Below are 23759 nucleotides of genomic sequence, written 5' to 3' on the forward strand. Positions count from 1 at the left end.
TTCATGCCGTGACGGCAGGCATGATGCGTGTTTACGTTCAATCTTTACCGAGATATCACATTCTTTAAATCATGGCGTACAAAAAATAAGCCGAGCGCAATGCCCGGCTTTAGTTATGTTTTGCTTCACCCTATGGCCAACACTTAACGCGTGTGGATCACCAGATGATTACTTTGTTTTACCTCTTCCATTACCACGTAAGTGCGTGTGTCATTCACGCCGGGCAAACGTAGCAAGGTTTCACCCAATAACTTGCGATAAGCCGACATGTCAGCTACTCGTGTCTTAAGTAGGTAATCGAAATCACCGGACACTAACGAACATTCTTGGATGTCTTCTAGTGTCTGCACCGCTTTATTAAATTGCTCAAACACGTCAGGTGCGCCACGGTTTAGTGTGATTTCCACAAAAACGAGCAGTGATGCATCTAAATACTGGGGATTAAGCTGTGCCGTGTAGCCAAGAATATAGCCCTGACGCTCTAAACGTCGCACACGTTCTAGGCAGGGGGTTGGAGAGAGACCGACACGTTTTGATAACTCAACGTTGGAGACTCGCCCATCCTTTTGGAGCTCATTTAGGATGTTGCGGTCAATACGGTCCAATTCCTTGGAGGGCTTGTTTTTGGTATCTACCATTTTTTATTCCACCTTGTTACTTCCTTGCAAAAAGATATACCAAATTAAATAACATCTAAACAATCTTTAGCATCAAATGCTGGTTTATTGCCTTTATACTAGCCTGAAAATTGACAATTTCAATAACAAGCCAGCCGATAACACTAAATAAACAAGAGGTGACAGCATGATCATTGGCGTTCCAAAAGAAATCAAGAACCATGAGTACCGCGTGGGTATGGTTCCAGCAAGTGTCCGTGAGCTTATTTCTCACGGCCACTCGGTCTATGTTGAAACCAATGCAGGTAACGGTATTGGTTTCTCTGACGATGACTATAAAGCCGCTGGGGCATCCATTCTCCCTGCCGCCGCTGACGTATTTGCGAAAGCAGACATGATCGTCAAGGTCAAAGAACCGCAAGCTGTCGAGCGTGCCATGCTGCGCGAAGGACAGATTTTGTTCACCTATTTGCATCTTGCACCAGATTTTCCGCAAACAGAAGACTTAATTAAAAGTAAAGCTATCTGCATTGCCTATGAAACGGTAACAGATTCTAAAGGTCGATTGCCACTATTAGCGCCAATGTCTGAAGTCGCCGGCCGTATGTCTATTCAAGCAGGTGCACAAGCGTTAGAAAAATCACACGGCGGTTCGGGCATGCTGCTCAGTGGTGTTCCTGGTGTCGAACCCGCTAAAATCGTCGTACTTGGCGGTGGCGTGGTTGGCTCAAACGCCGCGCGCATGGCGGTTGGCCTCCGAGCTGACGTCACTATTTTGGATAAAAATGTCGATACATTGCGTCGCTTGGACGAAGAATTCCAAGGCCGCGCCAAAGTCGTCTACTCAACCGAGGAAACATTAGACCAGCACGTACTTAACGCTGATTTAGTTATCGGTGCTGTCCTTATCCCAGGTGCTGCTGCACCGAAACTGGTCAACGAAGACCATATCAAGCGAATGAAACCAGGCGCTGCGGTTGTCGATGTCGCTATCGACCAAGGTGGCTGTTTCGCGACCTCACATGCAACGACCCACGCTGACCCAACCTACATCGTTGATGATGTTGTCCACTACTGTGTGGCAAACATGCCTGGCGCTGTCGCGCGCACCTCGACGGTTGCCTTAAATAACGCAACACTGCCCTACATTGTAAAGCTGGCGAACAAGGGATATCGCGATGCTTTAGTTCAAGATGAGCACTTGCGTAACGGTCTTAACGTGATCAGTGGCCACGTTACCATCAAAGAAGTGGCCGAAGGCTTTGATCTTCCATACGTTGATGCCCTGGATGCGTTGAAGTCAGCCCATTAATCGGCAATATCAATGATAGAAATAGAGGGCACCATCACGGTGCCCTTTCTTTAGCCTTCCAATTTACCTACAATCACTCCATTCAAAAAAACGAACCTCTTTCCTGCTCGGAGACGTGAATGAGTAACATTAAGCATGCGAACCTATTGATTCTTGGTTCAGGCCCAGCGGGCTACACCGCGGCTGTTTACGCGGCTCGTGCCAATTTAAACCCTGTTATGGTAACAGGCATGCAACAAGGGGGTCAGCTGACCACCACCACGGATGTTGAAAACTGGCCTGGCGATCCGGAAGGACTGACCGGTCCCGCATTAATGGATCGCATGAAAGCCCACGCAGAAAAATTCGATACCGAGATTATTTTTGATCACATCAATGACGTGGATTTATCCTCACGCCCTTTCCGCCTAAAAGGCGACAACGGCGAGTTCACTTGCGATGCCTTGATTATTTCGACGGGAGCGTCTGCGCAATACCTTGGCTTACCGTCTGAAGACGCGTTCAAGGGACGTGGCGTATCCGCCTGTGCGACCTGTGATGGCTTTTTCTATCGCAACCAAAAAGTGGCGGTAATTGGTGGCGGTAATACGGCAGTCGAAGAAGCCTTATACCTTTCTAACATCGCCTCTGAAGTGCATGTTGTCCATCGTCGCGATACCTTCCGTGCTGAGAAAATTCTGGTCGATCGTATGATGGACAAAGTGAAGAACGGTAATATTGTCCTGCACACTAACCGGGTATTGGATGAAGTGTTGGGCGATGAAATGGGCGTGACACAAGCGCGCTTAAAAGACACACAAAGCGATGAGACCGAAACCCTTGATGTAATGGGTGTTTTTGTTGCGATTGGCCATAAACCTAACACAGACATCTTTGCTGACCAGCTGAAAATGGAAAACGGCTATATCCAGGTTGAATCAGGCCTAAGTGGCAATGCAACCCAGACAAGCGTCGAAGGCGTATTTGCGGCTGGTGATGTCATGGACCACGTATACCGTCAAGCGATTACCTCTGCAGGGACCGGCTGTATGGCGGCTCTAGATGCCGAGCGTTATCTCGACGCACTCGCGAATCAGTAATTTCTCGCGCTCATGCAGGCTATCATTCGATGGCCTGCCCAGCCTGTTGGCAGGCTTTGATAGAATAATAAGATGATATGGATAAATCTAAACAGCGGGCGCTAACCCAATGGCTCAAGTCGCAGAGCACGTTAGCCAAACCCTGGTTAGTTGCGACGATTAGCATTGCACTCCTCTCTGGTGTGCTTTTGATTGCCCAAGCAGCACTTCTTGCCCACCTGCTGCATCAACTGATTATTGAGCAAACCGATAAATACGCCTTACTGCCAAGTTTTCTCACATTGGTCGGCGTTGTTTTAGCCCGTGCTGGGTGTAGTTGGGCCAAAGAACAAACTGGCTATCGCTGTGGTGAGGTCATTCGGCAACACATCCGCCAGTTAATACTCAACCGACTTCATGCGCTTGGACCTGTGAGTATTCAAGGGCGACCCGCGGGGAGCTGGGCAAGCCTGATCCTTGAGCAGGTTGAGGAGTTACAGGACTTTTTCGCTCGTTACTTACCCCAAATGGCGATCGCAGTCTTGATCCCCTTAGTGATTTTAGTCGTCGTGTTTCCAATCAATTGGGCTTCTGGGCTGATCTTTTTAATCACAGCACCGCTGGTTCCCCTGTTTATGGCACTGGTCGGGATGAAAGCTGCCGATGCTAACCGCAAGAATTTTAAAGCACTGCAGCGTTTATCCGGCTATTTTTACGATCGTTTACGTGGCCTACCCACACTAAAACTATTTAATCGCGTTGATGCCGAAGCCGATCAGTTACACCTGGCGTCACATACGTTCCGTCAACGAACGATGGAAGTATTACGTCTCGCGTTCCTATCTTCTGCGGTGCTTGAGTTTTTTACGGCGATTTCGATTGCGGTTGTGGCGGTGTATTTTGGTTTTAGTTTTATCGGTGAGCTTGACTTTGGTCATTACGGAGCGCCTATTTCGCTCTTTACCGGCTTGTTTGTGCTGGTGTTGGCACCGGAGTTTTACCAACCGCTTCGCGATCTCGGTACCTTTTATCATGCCAAAGCGCAAGCGATTGGGGCTGCTGAATCGATTGTCACATTTTTAAACGCTGAGCCTGATACAGGCACGCAAGGAGAAGCAACTCCCGACTTGGCCACGGTCACCATCACTGCCGAGGATCTCGAAGTGCTCAGCCCAGATGGCCAGGTACTCGCCGGTCCCATGAGTTTTCATATTAAGCCCGGTGAACATATCGCACTGGTTGGCGTGAGTGGCGCCGGAAAATCTAGCTTACTCAATGCGTTACTCGGCTTTCTTCCCTACCGAGGTAGCTTGACCATTAATGGCTGTGAACGCAGTGAGCTGGCACTTTCGCATTGGCGACAAGCCATTAGCTGGGTAGGGCAAAATCCACAACTGTTCCATGGCAGTATTCGCGATAATATCGCGCTCGCCAACCCCGATGCGAGTCCAGAAACGATTAACCAGGTGATGACACAAGCCTATGTGGATGAATTCGTGATGCGGTTAAAAAATGGCCTTGCGCACGCCGTCGGTGATCGCAATGGCGGCTTATCCGTCGGCCAAGCGCAGCGTGTCGCTGTCGCACGCGCCTTGTTGCAAGACGGTGCGTTATGGGTGCTAGATGAACCGACTGCGAGCCTGGATGCACACAGTGAAAAGCTGGTCATTGAAAGCTTACACGCTGCCACTCAAGCTAAAACCTGCATCCAGGTCTCTCACCGTCTAGATGCACTGGCTAACAGTGATCAAGTCTGGTTGATGGCCGACGGAAAGCTGGTTCAACAAGGCCAGTATCATCAATTAGCGCACACAGGGCCGCTGGCAGAGATGCTGGCTTCAGCCGATAGGAGAAATCTTGATGCGTGAACTCCTGCCGTATCTACGCTTGTATAAACGTCATTGGTTTGGCTTAAGTTTGGGCATTGTCCTCGCGTTTGCCACTTTATTTGCCGCCATTGGCTTGCTCACTCTCTCTGGCTGGTTCATTGCCGCAGCGGCAGTGGCCGGTATCGCAGGCATCGCCACCTTTAACTATATGTTGCCAGCCGCGGGCGTGCGTGGGTTTTCTATTGGGCGCACCTTTGGTCGCTGGGCGGAACGTGTGGTCAGCCATAACGCTACTTTCAAGTTGCTTGCTGATCTCCGCGTGTCGTTTTTCCGTAAATTGGCGCCGTTAGTCCCCGACCATCGTCTGAATATGCGTGATGGTGATTTGCTTAACCGCATGGTGGCGGATGTCGACGCCATGGATCATGTTTATCTACGCCTTATTAGCCCCATGATTGTGGGTGTACTGGGCGTATTAGCCGTGAGCTTATTCTTGGGCTGGTTTGATCCGACGCTTGGTATTGCCTTGGGTCTGAGTTTGCTGGTACTGCTTGTCAGTCTACCGATCGTTTTCTATCGTCTGGGCAAGGATCAGGGCCGAGATCAACTAGAACAAAATGCCGCAACCCGCGTTGCCCTGCTAGATTGGCTGCAAGGCCATGCAGAATTAGCCTTATTTGGCGCTCGTGAGCGATATCGTGCGCGCATTGACGACAGCGAACAAGCGATGCTCAACGCGCAAGCGAATATGGCCCGTATCACAGGATGGGCTAACGCCGTGCTAATCGCAGCCACCGGACTCACGTTAGTCTTGATGATTTGGCTGGCAGCCGATGGCGTTGGCGATCGTGCACCAGGCCCCCTCATCGCCATGGTAGCGTTTACGACCATGGCAAGCTTTGAACTGATGATGCCGATTACGGCAGCTTTCCAATATTTAGGCAAAACGCTCACGGCCGCAAAACGGCTCAACGCCATCACAGAACGCCCACCCAGTGTTCCTTTCCCTCTCGATGGCCACAAAGGACCGGTAACAGGATCAATTGGCTTGAATAAGGTGAGCTATCAATACCCTGGGGCGGCACAAGAGGCGGTATCAAGGGTCTCGCTGGACATCACAGCAGGGCAAACCGTCGCGCTATTAGGTCGTACAGGTTGTGGTAAGTCGACCCTTATGAGCTTGCTGACGCGTGCATGGGATCCGACTCAGGGGCAAATTACACTCGATGGTGTTCCGTTGAGCGAGTGGGATGAGTCTAGGTTACGTGATGCTATGTCTGTGGTGACGCAACGGGTTGATCTCTTTAACGGCTCACTCCGCGATAATCTCATTCTCGCCCGTCCAAATGCCTCAGACTCGGCATTATCTCACGCATTGACGCAGGTCGGGTTAGCGCGTCTATTAGAAGGGCAAGGCTTAGACACCTGGCTAGGCGATGGTGGACGCCAGTTATCAGGCGGTGAGCGCCGTCGTTTAGGTATCGCGCGTGGTTTATTGCATTCGGCCCCGATTATGCTCTTAGATGAACCGACAGAAGGCTTAGATGTGCAAACTGAAGCCGAAATCCTGTCTTTATTGAAAACCCATTGCCAAGATAAAACAGTGGTGATCATTACCCATCGTCTTGTTGGCTTGGAGCAGGTGGACACTGTCTGCTTAATGGATGCCGGTCAGATTATTGAACAAGGGACGCATCAGTCATTGATCGATGCCAATGGACGCTATGCACAATTGATGCATCGGCTGTAAATCAGAGAGCACACGATGACCCTCTATTTGCCTTCTTTAGCGCAAGATGACGTTCGTTTTCCTCCCGTCACCGAGGCGCTGGATCATCCCGATGGCTTGCTTGCCATCGGGGGGGATCTTAGCCCTGCTCGGCTAATGTCTGCGTATCGCAACGGGATTTTCCCGTGGTTTGGTGAAGATGACCCGCTGTTATGGTGGTCACCCAGTGAGCGGGCCATCATTCAGCCAACCGAGTTTCACGCCAGCAGAAGCTTACAAAAAGCAGCGAGAAAGTCCGGAATGACGGTTACTTTGAATCAGGCCTTTGAGCGCGTTATTGCTATCTGTGCCGAGATTCGAGGGCCGGAGCAAACTTGGATCACGCACGAAATGCAAGCGGCCTATTGCCAGCTTCATCATCAAGGTGATGCCCACAGCGTGGAAGTATGGCAAGGCAATACATTAGTCGGCGGATTATACGGTGTGTCGGTGGGGGCCATTTTCTGCGGTGAGTCCATGTTTTCAAGCACAACGAATGGGTCTAAATTCGCGCTGTGGCAATTCAGCCAATATTTTGCTCACCAAGGAGGGCAATATATTGATTGCCAAATGATGACACCGCATTTAGCGTCATTAGGTGCGCAACCTTGGTCACGTCATACGTTTATCGACGCGCTTCACGCACATCGTGACCGCCCTATTGCTGATGGCTACCCACCGCAACGTCTTGCCGATTGGAGAATAACATGAGTGTTGGAATCCAAGTTGGCGTCACACCAGGCGCTGATTGCCAGTATCTTACTGATCAAACTGAGCAACTCGCGGTGGTGATGTCTCCAGAATACCATCAACGCGAACGTTATGGCGCGCTGTTAGCGGCAGGCTTTCGGCGAAGCGGTCATCTCATCTACCGTCCTCATTGTCCTTCTTGTCAGGCTTGCCAAGCGTTGAGAGTCGATGTCGACCATTACCGCCCATCAAAAAGTCAAAAGCGGCATCGCAGCCAGCTCAAGCGCCTCACTATGCACGTCAGTGACCAGTTAGATGACCACTGGTTCGAGTTGTATGACCGCTATATTACCGCCCGTCACTCAGAGGGCAACATGTACCCGGCCAAACGGCAAGACTTCTTAGATTTTATCCATAGTGATTGGCTAACCCCGCGCTTTATTCATCTGTACCAAAATGAAGAACAGCGTTCACGCTTGATCGCCGTGGCAGTGATCGATGTGGTGGATGACGGCCTTAGTGCCTTGTATACGTTTTTTGACCCCCAGCACCGATTTTCATTAGGACGTGTGAGTATTCAAGCGCAACTCCAGCTAGCAAAATCGATGCAGTTACCTTGGCTGTATTTGGGCTACCAAATCGATGCCTGCGCCGCGATGCGCTATAAAGCGGACTATTATCCCCACCAACGCTTTATTAATCAGCAGTGGCGGGCCTTTTCCTGGCCAGTTATTCCACAATAGTCGCTATTTTTTCTAGCAAGGTGCGCCCCAACAGGGTAAAATTCGCACCCGAACTTTACAGACTTTCAGAATAGAGGCATTATCTGTCGGTCAAAAAATTGGCTATCAGAATAAGCCTAAGAGGATTCAATGGCAAAAGAAGACGTAATTGAAATGCAAGGCACCGTATTGGATACGCTGCCTAACACTATGTTCCGCGTAGAACTAGAAAACGGTCACGTGGTGACTGCCCACATTTCAGGCAAGATGCGTAAGCACTACATCCGCATCCTGACCGGCGACAAAGTCACTGTTGAAATGACCCCTTACGATTTGTCGAAAGGTCGCATCGTTTTCCGTTCGCGTTAATCCTCCGAACGCGGTCAAAAAAACCCGGCTCTCAGGCCGGGTTTTGCTTTTGGTGAACGCTTGCTTTAATGAACACTTACGTGAGCAACTGCCGTTACGCGGGCTCCATTTGATCACTGAACTGGAAGTCCAAGCGGTTGTTTTTCAATACCACTCGAACCGTTCCTCCATTGATCAAACAACCAAAGAGCAGTTCGTTCGCTAATGGTTTTTTCAGATTATCTTGAATCACACGCCCCATCGGTCGCGCACCCATCGCCTTATCGTAGCCCTCTTCTGCCAACCACTGTTTGGCTTCCGATGTCACTTCGAGTGAAACACCTTTAGCATCCAGTTGCGCTTGCAGCTCAACAATAAATTTATCCACCACTTGCAAGATGACTTGCTCATCCAAGTGATTGAACCAGATGATATTGTCGAGACGATTACGGAACTCAGGTGAAAATACCTTTTTAATTTCCGACATTGCATCATGGCTGTGATCCTGCTGAATCAAACCGATGGACTTACGTACCGTTTCCGCCACCCCGGCGTTGGTTGTCATCACCAAGATAACATTACGGAAATCGGCTTTGCGGCCATTGTTGTCAGTCAGTGTGCCATTATCCATGACTTGGAGTAACAAGTTAAACACGTCAGGATGCGCTTTCTCGATCTCATCAAGCAGCACCACACTGTAAGGATGCTTAATCACCGCATCCGTCAGCAGGCCGCCTTGATCGTAGCCAACATAACCTGGTGGTGCACCAATCAAGCGGCTAACGGTGTGACGCTCCATGTATTCGGACATATCAAAACGTTGGAGTTCAATGCCCATGGCACGCGCAAGCTGCACGGTCACCTCTGTTTTGCCCACACCTGTTGGCCCAGCAAACAAGAACGACCCCACGGGTTTGTTATCATCACCCAAGCCGGCACGACTGAGTTTAATCGCCTCTGACAATGCCGTGATCGCAGTATCTTGCCCAAACACCAACATCTTAAGTTTGTCGTCTAGCGACTGCAGCACATCTTTATCGGAAGAAGATATCGACTTCTCCGGGATCCGTGCCATTTTTGCAATCATGGTTTCAACATCAGGCACGTTGACGGTTTTTTTACGCTTACTCGCAGGTGCCATTCGGCATCGCGCGCCCGCTTCATCAATCACGTCAATCGCCTTGTCAGGAAGGTGGCGCTCATTGATGTATTTTGCCGACAACTCAACCGCCGCACGAATCGCTTTGTTGGTATACCGCACTTCATGATGAGCTTCGTATTTCGGTTTCAAGCCCATCAAGATCTTGGTGGTATCGTCGATAGACGGCTCCAACACATCAATTTTTTGGAAGCGACGCGCCAATGCACGCTCTTTCTCAAAGATAGAGCCGTACTCTTGGTAGGTTGTCGAACCAATACAACGTAACTTACCGCTGCTCAGTAGCGGCTTGATCAAGTTTGCAGCATCGACTTGGCCGCCACTTGCCGCACCCGCGCCAATGATAGTGTGGATCTCATCAATGAAAAGTACGGCATGATCTTCTTTCTCAAGCTGCTTTAAAATTGATTTAAAACGTTTCTCGAAATCACCGCGATACTTGGTCCCCGCCAAGAGCGAGCCAATATCTAGCGAATAGATGACGCAGTCTTTAATGACATCGGGCACTTGGCCTTCGACAATGCGCCACGCCAGCCCTTCGGCAATCGCTGTTTTACCCACGCCGGCTTCCCCCACCAGCAATGGATTGTTCTTGCGACGACGGCACAGCACCTGAATGGTTCGCTCAAGCTCTTTGTCACGACCAATCAAGGGGTCTATGCCACCGACGCGCGCCAACTGATTTAGGTTGGTAGCAAAGTTTTCTAAGCGATCTTCACCTGGGTCGGCGCCCGCTTCTTCTGTCCCCATATCACTACTGGGAAGGTCTTCACTGTCGTCTTTGGTGGTGCCGTGGGAGATATAGTTCACCACGTCTAAGCGGCTGACATCGTTTTTCTTCAACAAATAAGCCGCATGCGACTCTTGCTCACTGAAGATAGCGACAAGCACGTTCGCACCACTGACTTCGCTGCGCCCCGATGACTGAACATGGAACACGGCCCGTTGCAAGACGCGCTGGAAGCTCAACGTGGGTTGTGTTTCTCGCGACTCATCATCCGCCGGGATCAGCGGTGTGGTTTGTTCAATAAACGCGTCGAGTTCTTTGCGTAGCGCCTCCAGATCAGCTCGGCATGCCACCAGCGCTTCATGCGCCGCCGCATTTTCGATTAACGCGAGAAGCAGGTGCTCCACCGTCATAAATTCGTGGCGTTTTTCACGCGCACGTGCAAACGCGCCGTTCAAACTTGCTTCAAGTTCTTTGTTAAGCATAAAGGCACCTCCCTCAAAAACCGCGCTAAAGCGTGATGAAGCAGCTTACGCTTTCTCCATCGTGCACAGTAGCGGATGGCCATGCTCTTTGGCATACATCATTACCTGTGCCACTTTCGTTTCAGCGACCTCGGCAGTAAACACACCGCAGACCGCTTTTCCTTCATAGTGCACCGCCAGCATGACTTGTGTCGCTTTGTCCACATCCATGGCAAAAAACGTCTGGAGCACTTCGATAACAAACTCCATGGGAGTGTAGTCATCATTGTTGAGCACCACCTTGTACATCGATGGCGGTTGTAACTTAGTTTTTTCTGACGCCTCAAGCTCTGCGTCAGGCAAACCCCATTGATTCCAATTACTCATAACCACTTCAATGCATTGTTAGGGTATCAAGGCTCATTGTGTGGCGGGGCAGCACTGCCATCCACGAATCCCGTCCACCTGTCTTTAAAGTTAAGCTACAGATTGTATTCCAGCAACCTTTTCAATGCGAACATCGTTTGTCTGAGCAATTGTTAATCATGGTAGTGCTTTATCGTTGCACATATATATAGGGTGAAACACGCAAATTCGTTCACTGACTATGCCAAAGCCCATGAAAATGTGTTGCCAACCGGGTGCCTGTATGCGTGCACAAAAAAAAAGGCAGACATACACCTACCCGATGGGCTATCACCACGCAAGCAGGATCATATGTTCGCTTATCCTGTATTCTTTCTTCTTACAATTATTCAATAAACCTTCATGTTTACGCATTTGGCGCTAACACGCCTTCGTAAACGCGATACCGCGCCGGCAAACAACGTCAAATCACAACAAAAAAACAACTTCTCAAACAAAACATTATTAAACAATGTGTTATATAAAAAAAACCATAAAAACAACACTTATCACGAGCGAAAAAGCATCGATAACAGTCCGACATTCATGCAAATGACATGTCTGTTCTTTAATGAATTATCGTCACTCCCTCACACTTTTTCGATTTATTATTACATTCTTGTTATATGTTATAGCCAGCGCTTGACTGCCTAAAAGTATCTACTAAAGTGGATTGTGTGGTAGGTAAATGACCAAGCTGGCTTCGGTCAGTCTGCGCCAGGGGGAATCCCAAGCTCAAGGCTAACCAGAAGGTGACAAGGCGTTTATCACGAGGTATGCAAAGTTTGATGCAAGAAGGATGTGTCGCATGGAAACTGGTACAGTAAAATGGTTTAACAATGCAAAAGGATTTGGCTTTATTTGTCCAGGAGAAGGGGAAGGAGACGTATTCGCTCACTACTCTACGATTCAAATGGATGGATATAAGACATTAAAAGCGGGGCAAACCGTCAGCTACGAAGTCGAGGAAGGACCTAAAGGCTACCATGCCAGCCAAATTGTGCCAGTCGATCAAGAGGCAGTGAAATAGCACTGATCCCGATCGGCCAAATTGAAGAAAAGGCGAGCTGTTGCTCGCCTTTTTTGTCTTTTCAGTGTGTCACACCGGTTCCATTGCTCAGAGCAGCCCGAGCATCTGCTTGTAGTGGCGACGACAAACAGACACATAACGTTCATTGCCCCCAATCACAACCTGATCGCCATCTGCAATCGCGTTGCCTTCAGCGTCTTGCCGAATGACACGACTGGCTTTACGCCCACAATGACACACAGTTTTAAGCTCCACTAATTTGTCAGCCCACGCGAGTAAGTACTGTGACCCTTCAAACAATTCACCACGAAAATCGGTACGCAAACCATAACATAGGACAGGGATCCGCAATTTATCCACGACATCGGTCAGTTCCAGTACTTGCTGCTTAGTTAAAAACTGGCTCTCGTCAATTAACAAACAGTCGACTTTGTCCTGAGATAAAATGGCCGCCACATGCTCAAACAACGACGTTTGGTTGTCATACAGATGTGCATCCGCGTCCAGGCCTATACGTGAACTTATTTTACCTTGCCCATAGCGATTATCGATCGCGGCGGTGAACAGTAAAGGCTGCATCCCACGCTCTTGATAATTGAACGCAGATTGCAACAAGGTGGTCGATTTACCGGCATTCATTGCCGAATAGTAAAAATATAACTGGGCCATAACTGTCTCTACACGTAACGCCCTACTTCAGGGCCAACATTATTCAATACACCGGCATGCTACCGAACCCGCAGAAAAAGAAAAGCCCCGTTTATGCGGGGCTTGAACGACTAGCCTTTCAATTGACAGGGCCGCTTTTTAAGCCAAAGTAACCCCGAGCACAAAAGAATGAACGCCAGCGTCGACACGGCTAATGACCATAACAAAGAGGCGGTAAAGCCAAGCACTAAGAAGCCAAATGTCGCAACGACTGCGCCCCCGATTGCATAAGGTAGCTGCGTGGCGACGTGGTCAATATGCCCACAGCGCGCCCCTGTTGAGGATAAAATAGTGGTATCTGAGATAGGAGAACAATGATCGCCAAATACAGCACCGGCTAATACCGCAGACAGCATCGGCAACATCAGCGCAATATCCGTCGCTGCCGCAAGATCCCCCGCAATCGGGAGCATAATACCAAATGTGCCCCACGACGTGCCCGTGGCGAATGCCATCACTGCCGCCAATAAAAATAAAACCACAGGTAACAATTGAGCAGGTAGGTTACCTTGTACTAACGAGGATAAATATTTACCCGTTTGTAAATCACCAATGATATGGCCAATCGACCAAGCAAATAGCAATATAAGAATCGCACCAAACATTGATTTAGCGCCGACCCATAACGTCTTCGCAATATCGGGCTTAGCAATGCCTTGTTTAACCGTCATCACTAGCGCAACAAACAGGCCGGCCAGTCCGCCCCACAGTAATGACATGCCGACGTCGGTATTCTCAAACGCTCCCAGTATAGAGAATGCATGATGATCAGCGGCTAAAGATTGCGCACCGGTGTAAAGCATGGCGCTAATCGTGGCGATCACTAGCACGACTATCGGGGCCACCAGATCCGCTACACTGCCATTTTCACTTTCTTCGATGCCTAAATCATCGCAAATATCAGCACAATGTTCGCTTTCATCACCTAATCGGCTGCCTTTTTTTGCTTGGTATTCAAATTGGCGCATGGGGCCAATATCAAGCTGAAACCAGACCACGGCAAACACTAACAGCAGCGCAAAAATGGCATAAAAGTTCATCGGAATCATGATGACAAACGCACCCAGTGCGGTGTAATCGGTAACACCATGCGCAACCAAGATAGAGCCAATAACGGTAATGATATAGGCTCCCCAGCTGGAGGCCGGTGTAATCACACACATAGGCGCCGCGGTCGAGTCGAGAATATAGGCAAGTTTTGCCCGTGAAACATGAAAACGATCCGTGACTGGGCGAGAAACGGCCCCCACCGCTAAGCTATTAAAGTAATCATCAACAAAGATGAATACCCCAAGAAAAGCAGCCAGTAACTTCGCACCACGTTTACTCTTAATCCGGCTTTGTGCCCAATTCGCAAACGCGCGCGTCCCCCCCGATAAGGATAATAACGCGGTAATCATGCCCAATAATATTAAAAAGGCGAGGATACTCAAATTCCAGCTGTTTAAACCGCCATCAGCGATAAATAAGCCAGTGATCACGTCCAGTAAATACTGACTAGCGGGCACAAGTGAAAAATCCGTCAGTAATACGGTGCCAAGGATTATCCCCATACCCAACGACAATAAGACACGTCGAGTTGCAATCGCGAGACCCAAGGCCAGCAACGGAGGAAGCAGTGATAAAGCGGATGAAGAAAAGTCTGTTAAGTTCATGATCTCAATATCAACCAGGTGGTTGGAGATCTACTGCAGAAACGAAGACGGTAAGGCGTGGTATTACACGGCAAACAACTTGCCTCCTACATACAGTAGCGCTCCATAGTGTGTTTCTAAGTACTATGGCAGTGCTGCTCCTCTTCGGTAACAGCCCCAGCTCAATCGGTGTGATGACCTGATTGGCTTCGGCATTGTTTCCTTTTATGCGCCCTCATCGGTATCACCCTCTTGCGCATGACTCATAAACAACGCACCTCTACGTTAAGCGAAGTGCATTCTACACATCGTGCTCACTATCGCAACTGTTTATGTTTGAAAAATCATCGGCTCGTTGTCAGGCGTTCTATTCCTTTTCCATGCCAATGATAAACGACGCGCATTCTATTTTTTTAGACACAAGAATCAAAACGCCACTAAAACTATACGCTAGGATTGCGAATAACTTGCAAATAATGAACAATGTGGCGTATTAATATATGTAATATTGTATATTTCATTTATACTGCTATCATCCTTCTATTAACAAATAAATTAAACAGGAACCAATAATGTCTGATGCAATGAAAGCGTTACTCAACCTGCGTAGCTTACGCGCTCTTGCCAAAGAGATGTCAACCGAGCAACTAAACGAAGCGTTAGAGAAACTACATACTGTGGTTGAAGAGCGTAAAGAAATTGATCGCGAAGAAGAAGCAAAAGAACAAGAGCGTTTAGAAAAGCTAGAGAAATACCGCGAAATGTTAGTGGCCGATGGCATTGAGCCAGAAGAGCTCATGAAGCTATTAGGTGGCAGCACTAAAGCGAAAACACCAGGAAAGCGCGCAGCACGTCCAGCTAAATACCAATATACTGATAATGACGGTTCACATAAAACATGGACAGGTCAAGGCCGTATGCCTAAGGTTATTCGCGAAGCGACGGAAAGTGGTTCTGCAACACTCGACGATTTCCTCATCCCTGGTCAAGAAGCATAAACTTTTTACCAAGGAAAAAGAAAAAAGAGGCCAAGGCCTCTTTTTTTGTTATAGGGTATCAATCAAATTTAATTCTATCGGCTAAATGACTAACCGCCAGAGCAAAGTAATGCGAGCGGTTCCACTTCAATAAGCTTTGATAATTATTGTAGACCAAATACGCTCTCCCCTTTTCATCATCAGGCTGAATGAGCCATGCTTTGATGTCGACCTTGGGTAACGCTTGGCCGTTCATGCGTCTTACGCCTTTCGTCTGCCAGTCACTTAACAATAAGCCCTTGTCTGCTCCGGTACCGAGTAGAGACCGATCAAGCTGTTCTGGAACTTGAACTTGCCGACCCCATGTGTAGGTATCATCCCAGCCAGCTTGTTTCAGATAATTCGCTGCCGATGCAAAAACATCGGCCTCCGTTTGCCAAATATCCTTTTTACCATCTTGGTTGCCATCCACAGCATAATTAATAAACGAACTGGGCATAAACTGAGATTGCCCCATTGCTCCCGCCCATGATCCTTTCATGTCTTCGGGGGCAATATGACCTTGCTGTAATATTGTCAGTGCTGCCATGGTTTCTTTACGGAAAAAAGCTTCTCGACGGCCATCAAATGCCAATGTCGACAATGCCTCAATCACATTATAACTGCCTTGGAGCTTACCAAAGTTACTTTCAACGCCCCACAGGGCAACAATAAAACGTGGTTGCACCTGGTATTGTTCACCCACTTTTTTTAATGCGTCATAATGCTGATTGTAGAGCTTTTTCGCTTGCGCCACTTTCCAGTCTGGTACCGCACGGGGAATATACTCGTCTAAAGTAAGGCGCCGCTCGGGTTGATTTCGATCTGAGCTTACCGCACGTTCATGATATTCAATCCCGTCAAACGCTCGCTCGAGCAATGCATCGCTAATCCCTGCCTCACGAGCTTCATCTTTTAATGAGGCCACATATTGTTCAAATCCTGGCTTGGCCATCACTGGGCTAACGATTAATGCAGCCGCCATACAGGCTGAAATCATACCTTTGCGCATAGTCTTCCTTTTACAGTTTTTCGTTTCTATTACGAATAGCCTGCAGCGCTACGTCCGGAGGTGGGGGCAGCTGTACAAAAAACCCCTCCTCTTGCAGGCTTTGCTTTACCTTGGTGATATTGACCACCGCAAGCTTTTCACGCTTGTCCAAGTCAATCATCATTGCGAACTCTGGTTGCCCAAAGCTGTTCATCAGCGCCTCTGGCACATCATCAAATTTATCTTTCTCTGCAAGATAAAGATAGGTGCCTTCTTTCTTTTTGCTTCGATAAATTGCGCAATACATCTCAAAAGTCCTCACGAGCATGCCATAAAACAGGCGATAAATTGTCATCCTCGGGCAAAGGTTTGTTAAACTTTACCGCAAAGTGTATCAAAACACGTATTTGCGGTGGTTTCTCACTATAAAGCTAAAAAACATCATTAAAACGAGAAATCTGACTCGAAAAGCAAACCTTGCTTGCCGCATCCGTGCTGTGAATATACCATGCTATTCAACGTCTGATAATGCGCGTCTGACTCGTGTTTTAACGACAGAACCGGGATCGAATCACATGCTTAAACAACCGGAGTTGAAAGGCTCTACTTTCACCCTATCCGTCCTCCATCTTGTTGACGATAACTTCGCCGCGGCGGCTGATGTGCTGGCCGAGAAGGTCACTCAAGCACCTGGTTTTTTTGAAGGTGCCCCCGTTGTGGCTGATGTTCAACGCCTTTCTCAATGTCCTGACATCAGTGCGTTAAAGCGCTGTTTACAGGCAACGGGAATGATTCTTATCGGACTGACTGGGGTCACGCACAACCATACACGCCAACTTGCGCTAGATTCGGGACTGGCCGTGCTTAAATCAAGTAAGCAGTCACGGATCGCAGATCCGATACAAACGCCAGCAAAAGTGGTCACCGCGCCTGTTCGTTCCGGCCAGCAAATTTATGCTAAAAACGCAGATTTGGTCATCTTGAATCATGTTAGCGCCGGGGCAGAAGTGATTGCAGATGGCAGCATTCATATTTATGGCGTGCTACGAGGCCGAGCAATTGCCGGCGCATGCGGACAAAAACAAGCACGCATTTATTGTCAGAACCTTCAGTCAGAATTATTGTCAGTGGCAGGTAGCTATTGGCTGAATGATAAGATTCCACCAGAACATGTTGAGCGGCCAGCCATGGTGTCGCTTAATCAAGAAAGCTTACAGATTGACCCCCTCACGCTATAACAGAATAAGGACGAGGAATGGCACGAATTATTGTAATTACTTCCGGCAAAGGTGGCGTGGGAAAAACCACCTCAAGTGCAGCATTAGCGACCGGATTAGCATTAACAGGCAAAAAAACAGCGGTTATCGATTTTGATATCGGTTTACGTAACCTGGACTTGGTGATGGGGTGTGAACGCCGTGTTGTCTACGACTTTGTTAATGTCATTAATGGTGAGGCGAATCTCCATCAAGCATTGATTAAAGATAAACGAGTAGAAAACTTGTTTATTCTACCCGCTTCTCAGACACGCGATAAAGATGCGCTGACCAAAGAAGGGGTTGAACGTGTTTTAAAAGACATGGACGAGCTTGGTTTTGAATACATTATTTGCGACTCTCCTGCGGGCATCGAGGCTGGCGCATTAATGGCGCTGTATTTTGCTGATGAAGCAATTGTCACTACCAATCCTGAAGTGTCATCTGTACGCGATTCTGACCGTATTCTTGGCATTCTTGACTCTAAATCACGCCGCGCAGAAAACGGTGAGGAGCCGGTTAAACACCATTTATTAGTCACTCGTTATAATCCTGCACGTGTGACCAATGGCGAAATGCTAAGTGTCGAAGACGTTGAAGATATTCTACGCATTCCTCTGCTGGGCGTGATCCCGGAAAGCCAGTCGGTATTACACGCCTCGAACAAAGGTGAGCCTGTTGTGCTTGACCAAGAGTCTGACGCAGGCCAGGCCTACGAAGATGCCATCGCTCGTTTGCTGGGTGAAGAGCGCCCCTTCCGCTTTATTGAGGAAGAGCGTAAAGGTTTCTTAAAACGCTTATTTGGAGGCTAATGTGGCATTGCTAGAATTCTTCCGGCCCACTAAGAAAAAGTCCGCCAACATCGCGAAAGAGCGTTTACAGATTATTGTTGCCGAGCGTCGTAGTGCCGATAGCCCTGCTCCAACCTATCTGCCTCAGCTTAAGCAAGATATCTTAGATGTCATCCGGAAATATGTCGATATTGCGCCAGACCAGGTATCGGTTAGCCTCGAGCAAGGGGATGATGATCTGTCTGTTTTAGAGCTAAATGTTACGCTCCCCGAGGAAGGAAAGGACCACTAATACGGCCCCTTTTTCTCAAAAACACGAAAGCGGTGCACGAGCACCGCTTTTTAGGTTTAGGCGGTTGGCTTTTTGGGAATAGCCGCTAACAGGGCATCGCCAATTAACGTGTAACGCCATCCTTTTGCTAATTCGGGGCGTTTCTCTTCTTGGCAATCGTCTCGCCATACCCAAGTAATCAGCTGATTCAGCTGTTTTTTGGAGCCAATAAACTCTGGCGCTAATCCAGCGTTATCAGCCGCTTCTTGCACTTTTTCTTTAATTGCTTTGATCACCGCTTTATAGCCTGGTTCATCGACCAGCCGTGTCAGCGCTGGCGGGCATTTATCCGCAGTCACCTTGTCAGCCTGTTTTGCGATTTTTATCAGTGTTTGTGCATGATAGCGAATTTCAAAGCGATCAAACCCATGTTCCTGCATTTGCTCTACTGTGCGTATATCGTATCGCGCCATTTTCCAAAGGTGCTGTTCTTTGACGATAAAATTAAGCGCCATGTCACGACGTCGTGCCTCTTTGGCTCGCCATTTTGCCAACGCTTGCAATACTGCCAATTGTTGTGGATTCAACTGCCAAGCATATTTAATCTCTCGATAGACGGCATCATCCGCCTTTGGCTGCTGTTTTTTCAGGCAAAGCAGTGCGCACTCCTCGACGATAGCCTCTTGCCACGGTGTCTGCGCTAAGGCGTCAGACAACGCCTGATAAAGTGGCATCAAATAGTAAACATCTGCTGCGGCGTAGTGCTTTTGCTTGTCGGTCAGTGGCCGTGCACACCAGTCAGTGCGTGACTCGCCCTTGTCCAGCGCCACACCGACATAACGCTCAACTAAGCTTGCAAACCCTTCCGATACACCATGGCCTAAAAATGCTGCCATGATTTGGGTATCAATCATTGGTGTCGGTAGCGCACCCGCATGGTGTAGAAACACCTCTAAGTCTTCACTGCTCGCATGTAGTACCTTGGTCACGCTGACGTCGGCCATCAGTGCCCACAAAGGCGATAAATCGTCAATCGCGATAGGATCGACCAGCGCGAGGCACTCCCCGTCATAAAGCTGAACTAAGCCCAGCTGAGCATAGAAAGTGCGAGTGCGGACAAACTCAGTATCGACCATCACGGTTGCTTGCTGACGAAGACGCGTGCATATAGCCACGAGTTGTTGAGAAGAGGTGATCAGTTGATAGTTCACAAAAAAGCCCATAAAGAAAATGCCGGCGATGCCGGCATTTCGTGATTCGTTATTGCTAGTTTACCCTTTTCTGGGTCGGTTCGCATCAAGCCGACGCTTTTTGCGCAGGCGCCTCAGGCTCGTCCCTTAACTCACGACGCAAAATCTTACCAACATTGGTTTTAGGTAATTCATCCCTAAATTCCACTACACGCGGTACTTTATAGCCCGTAAGATGCTTACGACAGTGGGCAACGAGATCATCTCGCGTGAGCGAGGGATCTTTTTTCACCACACAGATCTTCACCAATTCGCCTGAGTTCTCGTCAGGCTGGCCAATCGCTGCAACCTCGAGCACTTTTTCGTGCAGGGCGACCACGTCTTCCACTTCATTTGGGTAAACATTGAAACCTGATACCAAAATCATGTCTTTTTTGCGGTCAACAATGTGCAAGAAACCATCATCATCAAACTGCACCACATCACCGGTCGCTAACCAGCCATGTTCATCAATGCTCTCCCGTGTGGCTTCAGGCCGATTCCAGTAGCCTTGCATCACCTGTGGGCCACGTACTAGAAGCTCACCGGGTTGGTTATCGGCGACATCGTTACCTTCATCATCGACAATACGGACCTCAGTCGACGGCACGGGCAAACCAATTGAGCCATTGTAGTCTCGCAAATCGTACGGATACGCGGCAACCAAAGGTGAGCATTCGGTTAACCCATATCCTTCGAGTAAGTGCTTACCCGTCAGTTTTTTCCAATTTTCAGCCACTGCACGCTGTACCGCCATGCCTCCTCCCACGGTCAAGCGTAGGTTCGAGAAATCGAGCTCATGGAAATCTTCGTTGTTGAGTAAGGCATTGAATAACGTATTCACGCCGGTGATCGCGGTAAATGGATATTTTTGTAGCTCTTTCACAAAGCCTGGAATATCACGCGGGTTAGAAATCAGTAAGTTCTGCCCCCCCATCTCGATAAACAACAGGCAGTTTACGGTCAACGCAAAGACGTGATAAAGCGGTAATGCAGTTACCACCACTTCTTCACCCGCATTAAGCACCGGCTGGTAGGTACCTTTTGCTTGATAGACATTCGCCAACATATTGCGGTGGGTTAAGATAGCGCCTTTCGCCAATCCAGTGGTGCCACCCGTGTACTGGAGGAAAGCGACATCATCGCCTTTCAAGAAAGGCTTAACGTATTGCATTCGGCGACCACGACTCAGCGTTTGGCGCATCGATGTGGCATGAGGTAAATGATACTTGGGTACCATTTTCTTCACGTATTTGACCACAAAGTTCACCAAGGTTCCTTTGGCGCGCGGTAGTTGCTCGCCTAAGCTGGTCAGAATCACATGCTTGACTGGGGTATTGTCGACCACTTTTTCTAATGTATGGGCAAAGTTACTGACAATCACAATAGCTTTTGCTCCCGCGTCCGTCAGCTGGTGCTCTAACTCACGAGGGGTATATAACGGATTGACGTTAACAGCAACACAACCGGCACGTAAAATGCCGAATAAAGCAATCGGATATTGCAGCAGGTTTGGCATCATGATCGCAACGCGATCGCCTTTTTTCAGCTTCAGCTCATTTTGCAAATAGGCCGCAAACGCGCGGCTACGCTCTTCCAATTTACGAAACGTCATCACCTGCCCCATATTAATAAAGGCAGTCTGGTCGGCGTACTGTTGAACAGAATGTTCAAACATTTCAACAAGGGAGCGATGAGCATCTGGATCTATTTCCGCCGGCACATCCGACGGGTAACGATTAAGCCATACCTTTTCCACTGGCTTTCTCCTATATTTCTGCTGGTCGGCTATTTTGCCCACTTCGATCGACGCAAGGTATAATTCAAACAAGTGTTTAACCTGCCTACCATAACGTTAACATTATTTTTACACGAGCATTTTAAGTGCGCGTTTGAATTTTGGTCACAAAATCCGTTATCAACGACACAGTTTGTTGCGGTTGTTGAAGGTGGCAATGATGGGTTCCGGGAAGCTCAGCGAGGGTGAGTTGTTGAAACCACGTTGCCCGGATGGCCGCATCTGTTGAGCGAAATGCAGGATACCCATCTGTCGCTCGAATCGCCAGTACTGGGCAATTGATCGCTCGAATAATCGACTCACTGTGAGCTGGCGACATTCGATAAAGCGCTTCTGCGCCTAATTTGCGGTCATGACGCCAGCGTACGCCTTGTGTACATACCGAAAGTCCTCGAGCCACCAAAGGCAGAAGTGACTCAAGCGACACTTTATTTATCGAGGCGCGTAACCGTAGCGCCTTAAGCGCCGAATCAAAGTAACGGGGGGCCTTTGCTCTTAAAATGGCCCGTTGATTCAAGCTGTTCACAAAACGTTCAGTGACCGTCTGCTCAGGTTCCGCGATCGGGCCGAGTGCTTCAATGGTCACCATGGCATCAATACTATCGGGGAAACTAGCCGCATAACAGCTAGCGACCACCCCACCCAGTGAATGACCCACCAGCACCACCTGCCCTGTGTGACCGAGCAGCGAGAGCGATGAGTGGTTCAGCACTTGGTGCAGATCATCAAGATAGTCAAAAAACGGATAATAATAATCACCGGGTTTGTGTTCCGATAAACCATGTCCTGGCCAATCAAACAGAATGAGCCCAAAATCTTGCGGCAATAAAGGAAGCAGCGAATGAAAACTCGCGAGATTATCTTGCCAACCGTGCATGAACACTAATGTCGGTGCGCCATGGCTGGGCGTACGCACAGCCGCCGCTACCTGAATGTCTGCAAGCGGGATAGATGTGGCGACCAACCCCGAGCAAAGGCCCACTTGCTCAGGAGGCTGGGCCAATAAAGCATCAAGCTTTGCACTTAACGGTGTGGATAGCATGGCGACCCGTTATGGGTTAAGGAAGGGTAATCACACTTTGCACATGCCCGGTACCGACACCGATACGAAGTCGAGAACAATACGACCCGTAACAATACGGCCTGTCATCATCAATCACTTGTTGCTCAATATTCCATAATTGATGTCCTTTCACCTTAAGCACTGGGTAATCATAGGCGTACGCATCGACCATACCTTGCTGGCGTGAGTCAAAGTCGCCGAGAATGGTAATCGGCCGCCCTTTGGCATAATCAGCAGGCTCCACAAACCCATCAAAAACGGCTTTAAAACGCCCGAGGGATGAGGCCTTAATATCGGGACGTCCCGCATCTGAGATTGGTAAAGCAACGATTTCTACAACCGAGTCAGACTCCCGGTTGTTGACACCGACAATCATCCCGCCTAAGCGCACTTCTTCGCCTCGTTGCGCCTCAGTCATTTTCGCCACAACTGGATATTCAGTCACGGGCTGATCCATGCGTCCTTTGAGTGTCTCCGGCAACGTTGAGCAGCCGGTTAAAACCAAGGCACCAAGAACGACTAGCCAATAAGGTTTCATACAACACGCTCCTTTTGTGCGCCATTAAACGTATATATCGACCCCAACCAAGCTCAACAGTTCCTCTCGCCGTGTTTGGTTTAACACGGCGAAGTAAGATTCCATTGCCTGCCGACCTCGACCATCAGGTAAATCATACTGCACCTGTTGCTGCGCTTGCTCAGCTTGCGCAACCGACACTGGGTCAACGCGCTGGCGAACCGCGTTGGCAACTTGCGTCGTCTTCGGCGTTTGCTTGCGTGTGGCTTTCTGTTTGTTTGCCGCACGCTGGGATTGATTCGATCGGGTCGTCTGTGGGGACGGTACACCGTTAATCGATACCATATTCGCTTCCT

At 48.8% G+C, this 23759-nt stretch carries 24 protein-coding genes and 1 riboswitch; of the genes, 12 read left to right on the forward strand and 12 right to left on the reverse strand.

The annotated features are described in order from the left end of the window. Positions 1-143 precede the first annotated feature (143 nt). Positions 144-638, reverse strand: coding sequence for a leucine-responsive transcriptional regulator Lrp (gene lrp, locus BZJ21_RS00085; RefSeq protein ID WP_077460192.1), 495 nt, complete (start codon positions 636-638; stop codon positions 144-146). Positions 639-804: 166 nt separating this feature from the next. Here lrp and ald point away from each other — a divergent pair, with 166 nt between their 5' ends. The 7 genes from ald (at position 805) to infA (ending at position 8365) form a co-directional block, all read left to right on the forward strand. Beyond that, on the forward strand, positions 805-1929 hold the full coding sequence (gene ald / locus BZJ21_RS00090) for an alanine dehydrogenase (protein WP_021022420.1): 1125 nt from the start codon (positions 805-807) through the stop codon (positions 1927-1929). Between the two features lie 119 nt (positions 1930-2048). Continuing rightward, positions 2049-3008, forward strand: coding sequence for a thioredoxin-disulfide reductase (gene trxB / locus BZJ21_RS00095; protein ID WP_077460191.1), 960 nt, complete (start codon positions 2049-2051; stop codon positions 3006-3008). Positions 3009-3085: 77 nt separating this feature from the next. Continuing rightward, the gene (gene cydD, locus BZJ21_RS00100; protein WP_021022422.1) at positions 3086-4855 is read left to right on the forward strand and encodes a heme ABC transporter permease/ATP-binding protein CydD; all 1770 of its coding nucleotides are present in this window, start codon (positions 3086-3088) and stop codon (positions 4853-4855) included. Further along, positions 4848-6566 (forward strand): heme ABC transporter ATP-binding protein/permease CydC, encoded by a 1719-nt coding sequence (gene cydC, locus BZJ21_RS00105; RefSeq protein WP_077668834.1) that lies wholly within the window; start codon positions 4848-4850, stop codon positions 6564-6566. The genes cydD and cydC overlap by 8 nt, the downstream gene beginning before the upstream one ends. 15 nt (positions 6567-6581) lie before the next feature. Then, the gene (gene aat, locus BZJ21_RS00110) at positions 6582-7295 is read left to right on the forward strand and encodes a leucyl/phenylalanyl-tRNA--protein transferase (RefSeq protein WP_077668835.1); all 714 of its coding nucleotides are present in this window, start codon (positions 6582-6584) and stop codon (positions 7293-7295) included. Further along, positions 7292-8017: an arginyltransferase gene (locus BZJ21_RS00115; RefSeq protein ID WP_077575858.1), complete on the forward strand. Its 726-nt coding sequence runs from the start codon at positions 7292-7294 to the stop codon at positions 8015-8017. Before aat ends, BZJ21_RS00115 begins: the two co-directional genes overlap by 4 nt. Positions 8018-8146: 129 nt before the next feature. Beyond that, positions 8147-8365: a translation initiation factor IF-1 gene (infA, locus tag BZJ21_RS00120; protein ID WP_021022425.1), complete on the forward strand. Its 219-nt coding sequence runs from the start codon at positions 8147-8149 to the stop codon at positions 8363-8365. Between the two features lie 94 nt (positions 8366-8459). Here the strand turns inward: infA and clpA are convergent, their stop codons facing one another. Then, positions 8460-10715 carry an ATP-dependent Clp protease ATP-binding subunit ClpA gene (gene clpA / locus BZJ21_RS00125; RefSeq protein ID WP_077668836.1) on the reverse strand — a complete coding sequence of 752 codons (2256 nt, stop codon included), beginning with the start codon at positions 10713-10715 and terminating at the stop codon, positions 8460-8462. Between the two features lie 45 nt (positions 10716-10760). Next, positions 10761-11081 (reverse strand): ATP-dependent Clp protease adapter ClpS, encoded by a 321-nt coding sequence (gene clpS, locus BZJ21_RS00130; protein ID WP_021022427.1) that lies wholly within the window; start codon positions 11079-11081, stop codon positions 10761-10763. Between the two features lie 826 nt (positions 11082-11907). Here clpS and cspD point away from each other — a divergent pair. Next, the gene (cspD, locus tag BZJ21_RS00140) at positions 11908-12129 is read left to right on the forward strand and encodes a cold shock domain-containing protein CspD (RefSeq protein ID WP_021022429.1); all 222 of its coding nucleotides are present in this window, start codon (positions 11908-11910) and stop codon (positions 12127-12129) included. 87 nt (positions 12130-12216) lie between these two features. Here cspD and BZJ21_RS00145 read toward each other — a convergent pair whose 3' ends face one another. Both BZJ21_RS00145 and BZJ21_RS00150 read right to left on the reverse strand, forming a co-directional pair. After that, positions 12217-12798 carry a thymidine kinase gene (locus BZJ21_RS00145; RefSeq protein WP_021022430.1) on the reverse strand — a complete coding sequence of 194 codons (582 nt, stop codon included), beginning with the start codon at positions 12796-12798 and terminating at the stop codon, positions 12217-12219. A gap of 110 nt (positions 12799-12908) precedes the next feature. Further along, the gene (locus tag BZJ21_RS00150) at positions 12909-14492 is read right to left on the reverse strand and encodes a Na+/H+ antiporter NhaC family protein (RefSeq protein ID WP_077668838.1); all 1584 of its coding nucleotides are present in this window, start codon (positions 14490-14492) and stop codon (positions 12909-12911) included. An 88-nt stretch (positions 14493-14580) separates the two neighbouring features. After that, positions 14581-14762, reverse strand: a riboswitch (Lysine riboswitch). Between the two features lie 281 nt (positions 14763-15043). Between BZJ21_RS00150 and BZJ21_RS00155 the strand changes: the two genes are divergently transcribed. Continuing rightward, positions 15044-15469 carry an H-NS family histone-like protein gene (locus BZJ21_RS00155; RefSeq protein ID WP_021022432.1) on the forward strand — a complete coding sequence of 142 codons (426 nt, stop codon included), beginning with the start codon at positions 15044-15046 and terminating at the stop codon, positions 15467-15469. A gap of 58 nt (positions 15470-15527) precedes the next feature. Here BZJ21_RS00155 and BZJ21_RS00160 read toward each other — a convergent pair whose 3' ends face one another. Then, positions 15528-16499 (reverse strand): lytic murein transglycosylase, encoded by a 972-nt coding sequence (locus BZJ21_RS00160; RefSeq protein ID WP_021022433.1) that lies wholly within the window; start codon positions 16497-16499, stop codon positions 15528-15530. Between the two features lie 10 nt (positions 16500-16509). Beyond that, entirely contained in the window at positions 16510-16785 is a 276-nt protein-coding gene (locus BZJ21_RS00165) for a YcgL domain-containing protein (protein ID WP_021022434.1), read from the reverse strand. Between the two features lie 268 nt (positions 16786-17053). On the opposite strand from BZJ21_RS00165, the gene minC reads away from it, so the two are divergent. From minC to minE, 3 genes are read left to right on the forward strand one after another with little or no spacing between them, the layout of a single operon-like run. Further along, positions 17054-17716, forward strand: coding sequence for a septum site-determining protein MinC (gene minC / locus BZJ21_RS00170; protein ID WP_077460183.1), 663 nt, complete (start codon positions 17054-17056; stop codon positions 17714-17716). Between the two features lie 17 nt (positions 17717-17733). Then, positions 17734-18546: a septum site-determining protein MinD gene (gene minD / locus BZJ21_RS00175; protein WP_077460182.1), complete on the forward strand. Its 813-nt coding sequence runs from the start codon at positions 17734-17736 to the stop codon at positions 18544-18546. 1 nt (position 18547) lies between these two features. Continuing rightward, the gene (minE, locus tag BZJ21_RS00180) at positions 18548-18817 is read left to right on the forward strand and encodes a cell division topological specificity factor MinE (RefSeq protein ID WP_021022437.1); all 270 of its coding nucleotides are present in this window, start codon (positions 18548-18550) and stop codon (positions 18815-18817) included. A 56-nt stretch (positions 18818-18873) separates the two neighbouring features. Here the strand turns inward: minE and rnd are convergent, their stop codons facing one another. From rnd to BZJ21_RS00205, 5 genes are all read right to left on the reverse strand, one after another. After that, a complete protein-coding gene (gene rnd, locus BZJ21_RS00185; protein WP_077661364.1) occupies positions 18874-20007 on the reverse strand; it encodes a ribonuclease D in 1134 nt (377 codons plus the stop codon). Positions 20008-20092: 85 nt separating this feature from the next. After that, complete coding sequence (gene fadD / locus BZJ21_RS00190; RefSeq protein WP_077661359.1) at positions 20093-21784, reverse strand: long-chain-fatty-acid--CoA ligase FadD; 1692 nt, start codon at positions 21782-21784, stop codon at positions 20093-20095. A gap of 121 nt (positions 21785-21905) precedes the next feature. Beyond that, positions 21906-22865, reverse strand: a complete 960-nt coding sequence (locus tag BZJ21_RS00195; RefSeq protein ID WP_236719483.1) for an alpha/beta fold hydrolase — start codon at positions 22863-22865, stop codon at positions 21906-21908. Between the two features lie 16 nt (positions 22866-22881). Then, positions 22882-23424, reverse strand: coding sequence for a Slp family lipoprotein (locus BZJ21_RS00200; RefSeq protein ID WP_021022440.1), 543 nt, complete (start codon positions 23422-23424; stop codon positions 22882-22884). Between the two features lie 24 nt (positions 23425-23448). Further along, positions 23449-23748, reverse strand: a complete 300-nt coding sequence (locus tag BZJ21_RS00205) for a hypothetical protein (protein WP_021022441.1) — start codon at positions 23746-23748, stop codon at positions 23449-23451. Positions 23749-23759 lie beyond the last annotated feature (11 nt).

Source organism: Salinivibrio costicola subsp. alcaliphilus (genome assembly GCF_001996185.1).
Lineage (GTDB): Bacteria > Pseudomonadota > Gammaproteobacteria > Enterobacterales > Vibrionaceae > Salinivibrio > Salinivibrio costicola.

What these genes read in the sequence shown, in the direction of transcription:
- ald (WP_021022420.1), top strand. Translation starts at nt 805, where the DNA reads ATGATCATTGGCGTTCCAAAAGAAATCAAGAACCATGAGTACCGCGTG.
- BZJ21_RS00165 (WP_021022434.1), bottom strand. Translation starts at nt 16,785, where the DNA reads ATGTATTGCGCAATTTATCGAAGCAAAAAGAAAGAAGGCACCTATCTT.
- BZJ21_RS00195 (WP_236719483.1), bottom strand. Translation starts at nt 22,865, where the DNA reads ATGCTATCCACACCGTTAAGTGCAAAGCTTGATGCTTTATTGGCCCAG.
- cydD (WP_021022422.1), top strand. Translation starts at nt 3,086, where the DNA reads ATGGATAAATCTAAACAGCGGGCGCTAACCCAATGGCTCAAGTCGCAG.
- BZJ21_RS00145 (WP_021022430.1), bottom strand. Translation starts at nt 12,798, where the DNA reads ATGGCCCAGTTATATTTTTACTATTCGGCAATGAATGCCGGTAAATCG.
- clpS (WP_021022427.1), bottom strand. Translation starts at nt 11,081, where the DNA reads ATGAGTAATTGGAATCAATGGGGTTTGCCTGACGCAGAGCTTGAGGCG.
- infA (WP_021022425.1), top strand. Translation starts at nt 8,147, where the DNA reads ATGGCAAAAGAAGACGTAATTGAAATGCAAGGCACCGTATTGGATACG.
- lrp (WP_077460192.1), bottom strand. Translation starts at nt 638, where the DNA reads ATGGTAGATACCAAAAACAAGCCCTCCAAGGAATTGGACCGTATTGAC.
- BZJ21_RS00200 (WP_021022440.1), bottom strand. Translation starts at nt 23,424, where the DNA reads ATGAAACCTTATTGGCTAGTCGTTCTTGGTGCCTTGGTTTTAACCGGC.
- cydC (WP_077668834.1), top strand. Translation starts at nt 4,848, where the DNA reads ATGCGTGAACTCCTGCCGTATCTACGCTTGTATAAACGTCATTGGTTT.
- clpA (WP_077668836.1), bottom strand. Translation starts at nt 10,715, where the DNA reads ATGCTTAACAAAGAACTTGAAGCAAGTTTGAACGGCGCGTTTGCACGT.
- BZJ21_RS00150 (WP_077668838.1), bottom strand. Translation starts at nt 14,492, where the DNA reads ATGAACTTAACAGACTTTTCTTCATCCGCTTTATCACTGCTTCCTCCG.
- minC (WP_077460183.1), top strand. Translation starts at nt 17,054, where the DNA reads ATGCTTAAACAACCGGAGTTGAAAGGCTCTACTTTCACCCTATCCGTC.
- aat (WP_077668835.1), top strand. Translation starts at nt 6,582, where the DNA reads ATGACCCTCTATTTGCCTTCTTTAGCGCAAGATGACGTTCGTTTTCCT.
- trxB (WP_077460191.1), top strand. Translation starts at nt 2,049, where the DNA reads ATGAGTAACATTAAGCATGCGAACCTATTGATTCTTGGTTCAGGCCCA.
- BZJ21_RS00115 (WP_077575858.1), top strand. Translation starts at nt 7,292, where the DNA reads ATGAGTGTTGGAATCCAAGTTGGCGTCACACCAGGCGCTGATTGCCAG.
- minD (WP_077460182.1), top strand. Translation starts at nt 17,734, where the DNA reads ATGGCACGAATTATTGTAATTACTTCCGGCAAAGGTGGCGTGGGAAAA.
- BZJ21_RS00155 (WP_021022432.1), top strand. Translation starts at nt 15,044, where the DNA reads ATGTCTGATGCAATGAAAGCGTTACTCAACCTGCGTAGCTTACGCGCT.
- cspD (WP_021022429.1), top strand. Translation starts at nt 11,908, where the DNA reads ATGGAAACTGGTACAGTAAAATGGTTTAACAATGCAAAAGGATTTGGC.
- BZJ21_RS00160 (WP_021022433.1), bottom strand. Translation starts at nt 16,499, where the DNA reads ATGCGCAAAGGTATGATTTCAGCCTGTATGGCGGCTGCATTAATCGTT.
- BZJ21_RS00205 (WP_021022441.1), bottom strand. Translation starts at nt 23,748, where the DNA reads ATGGTATCGATTAACGGTGTACCGTCCCCACAGACGACCCGATCGAAT.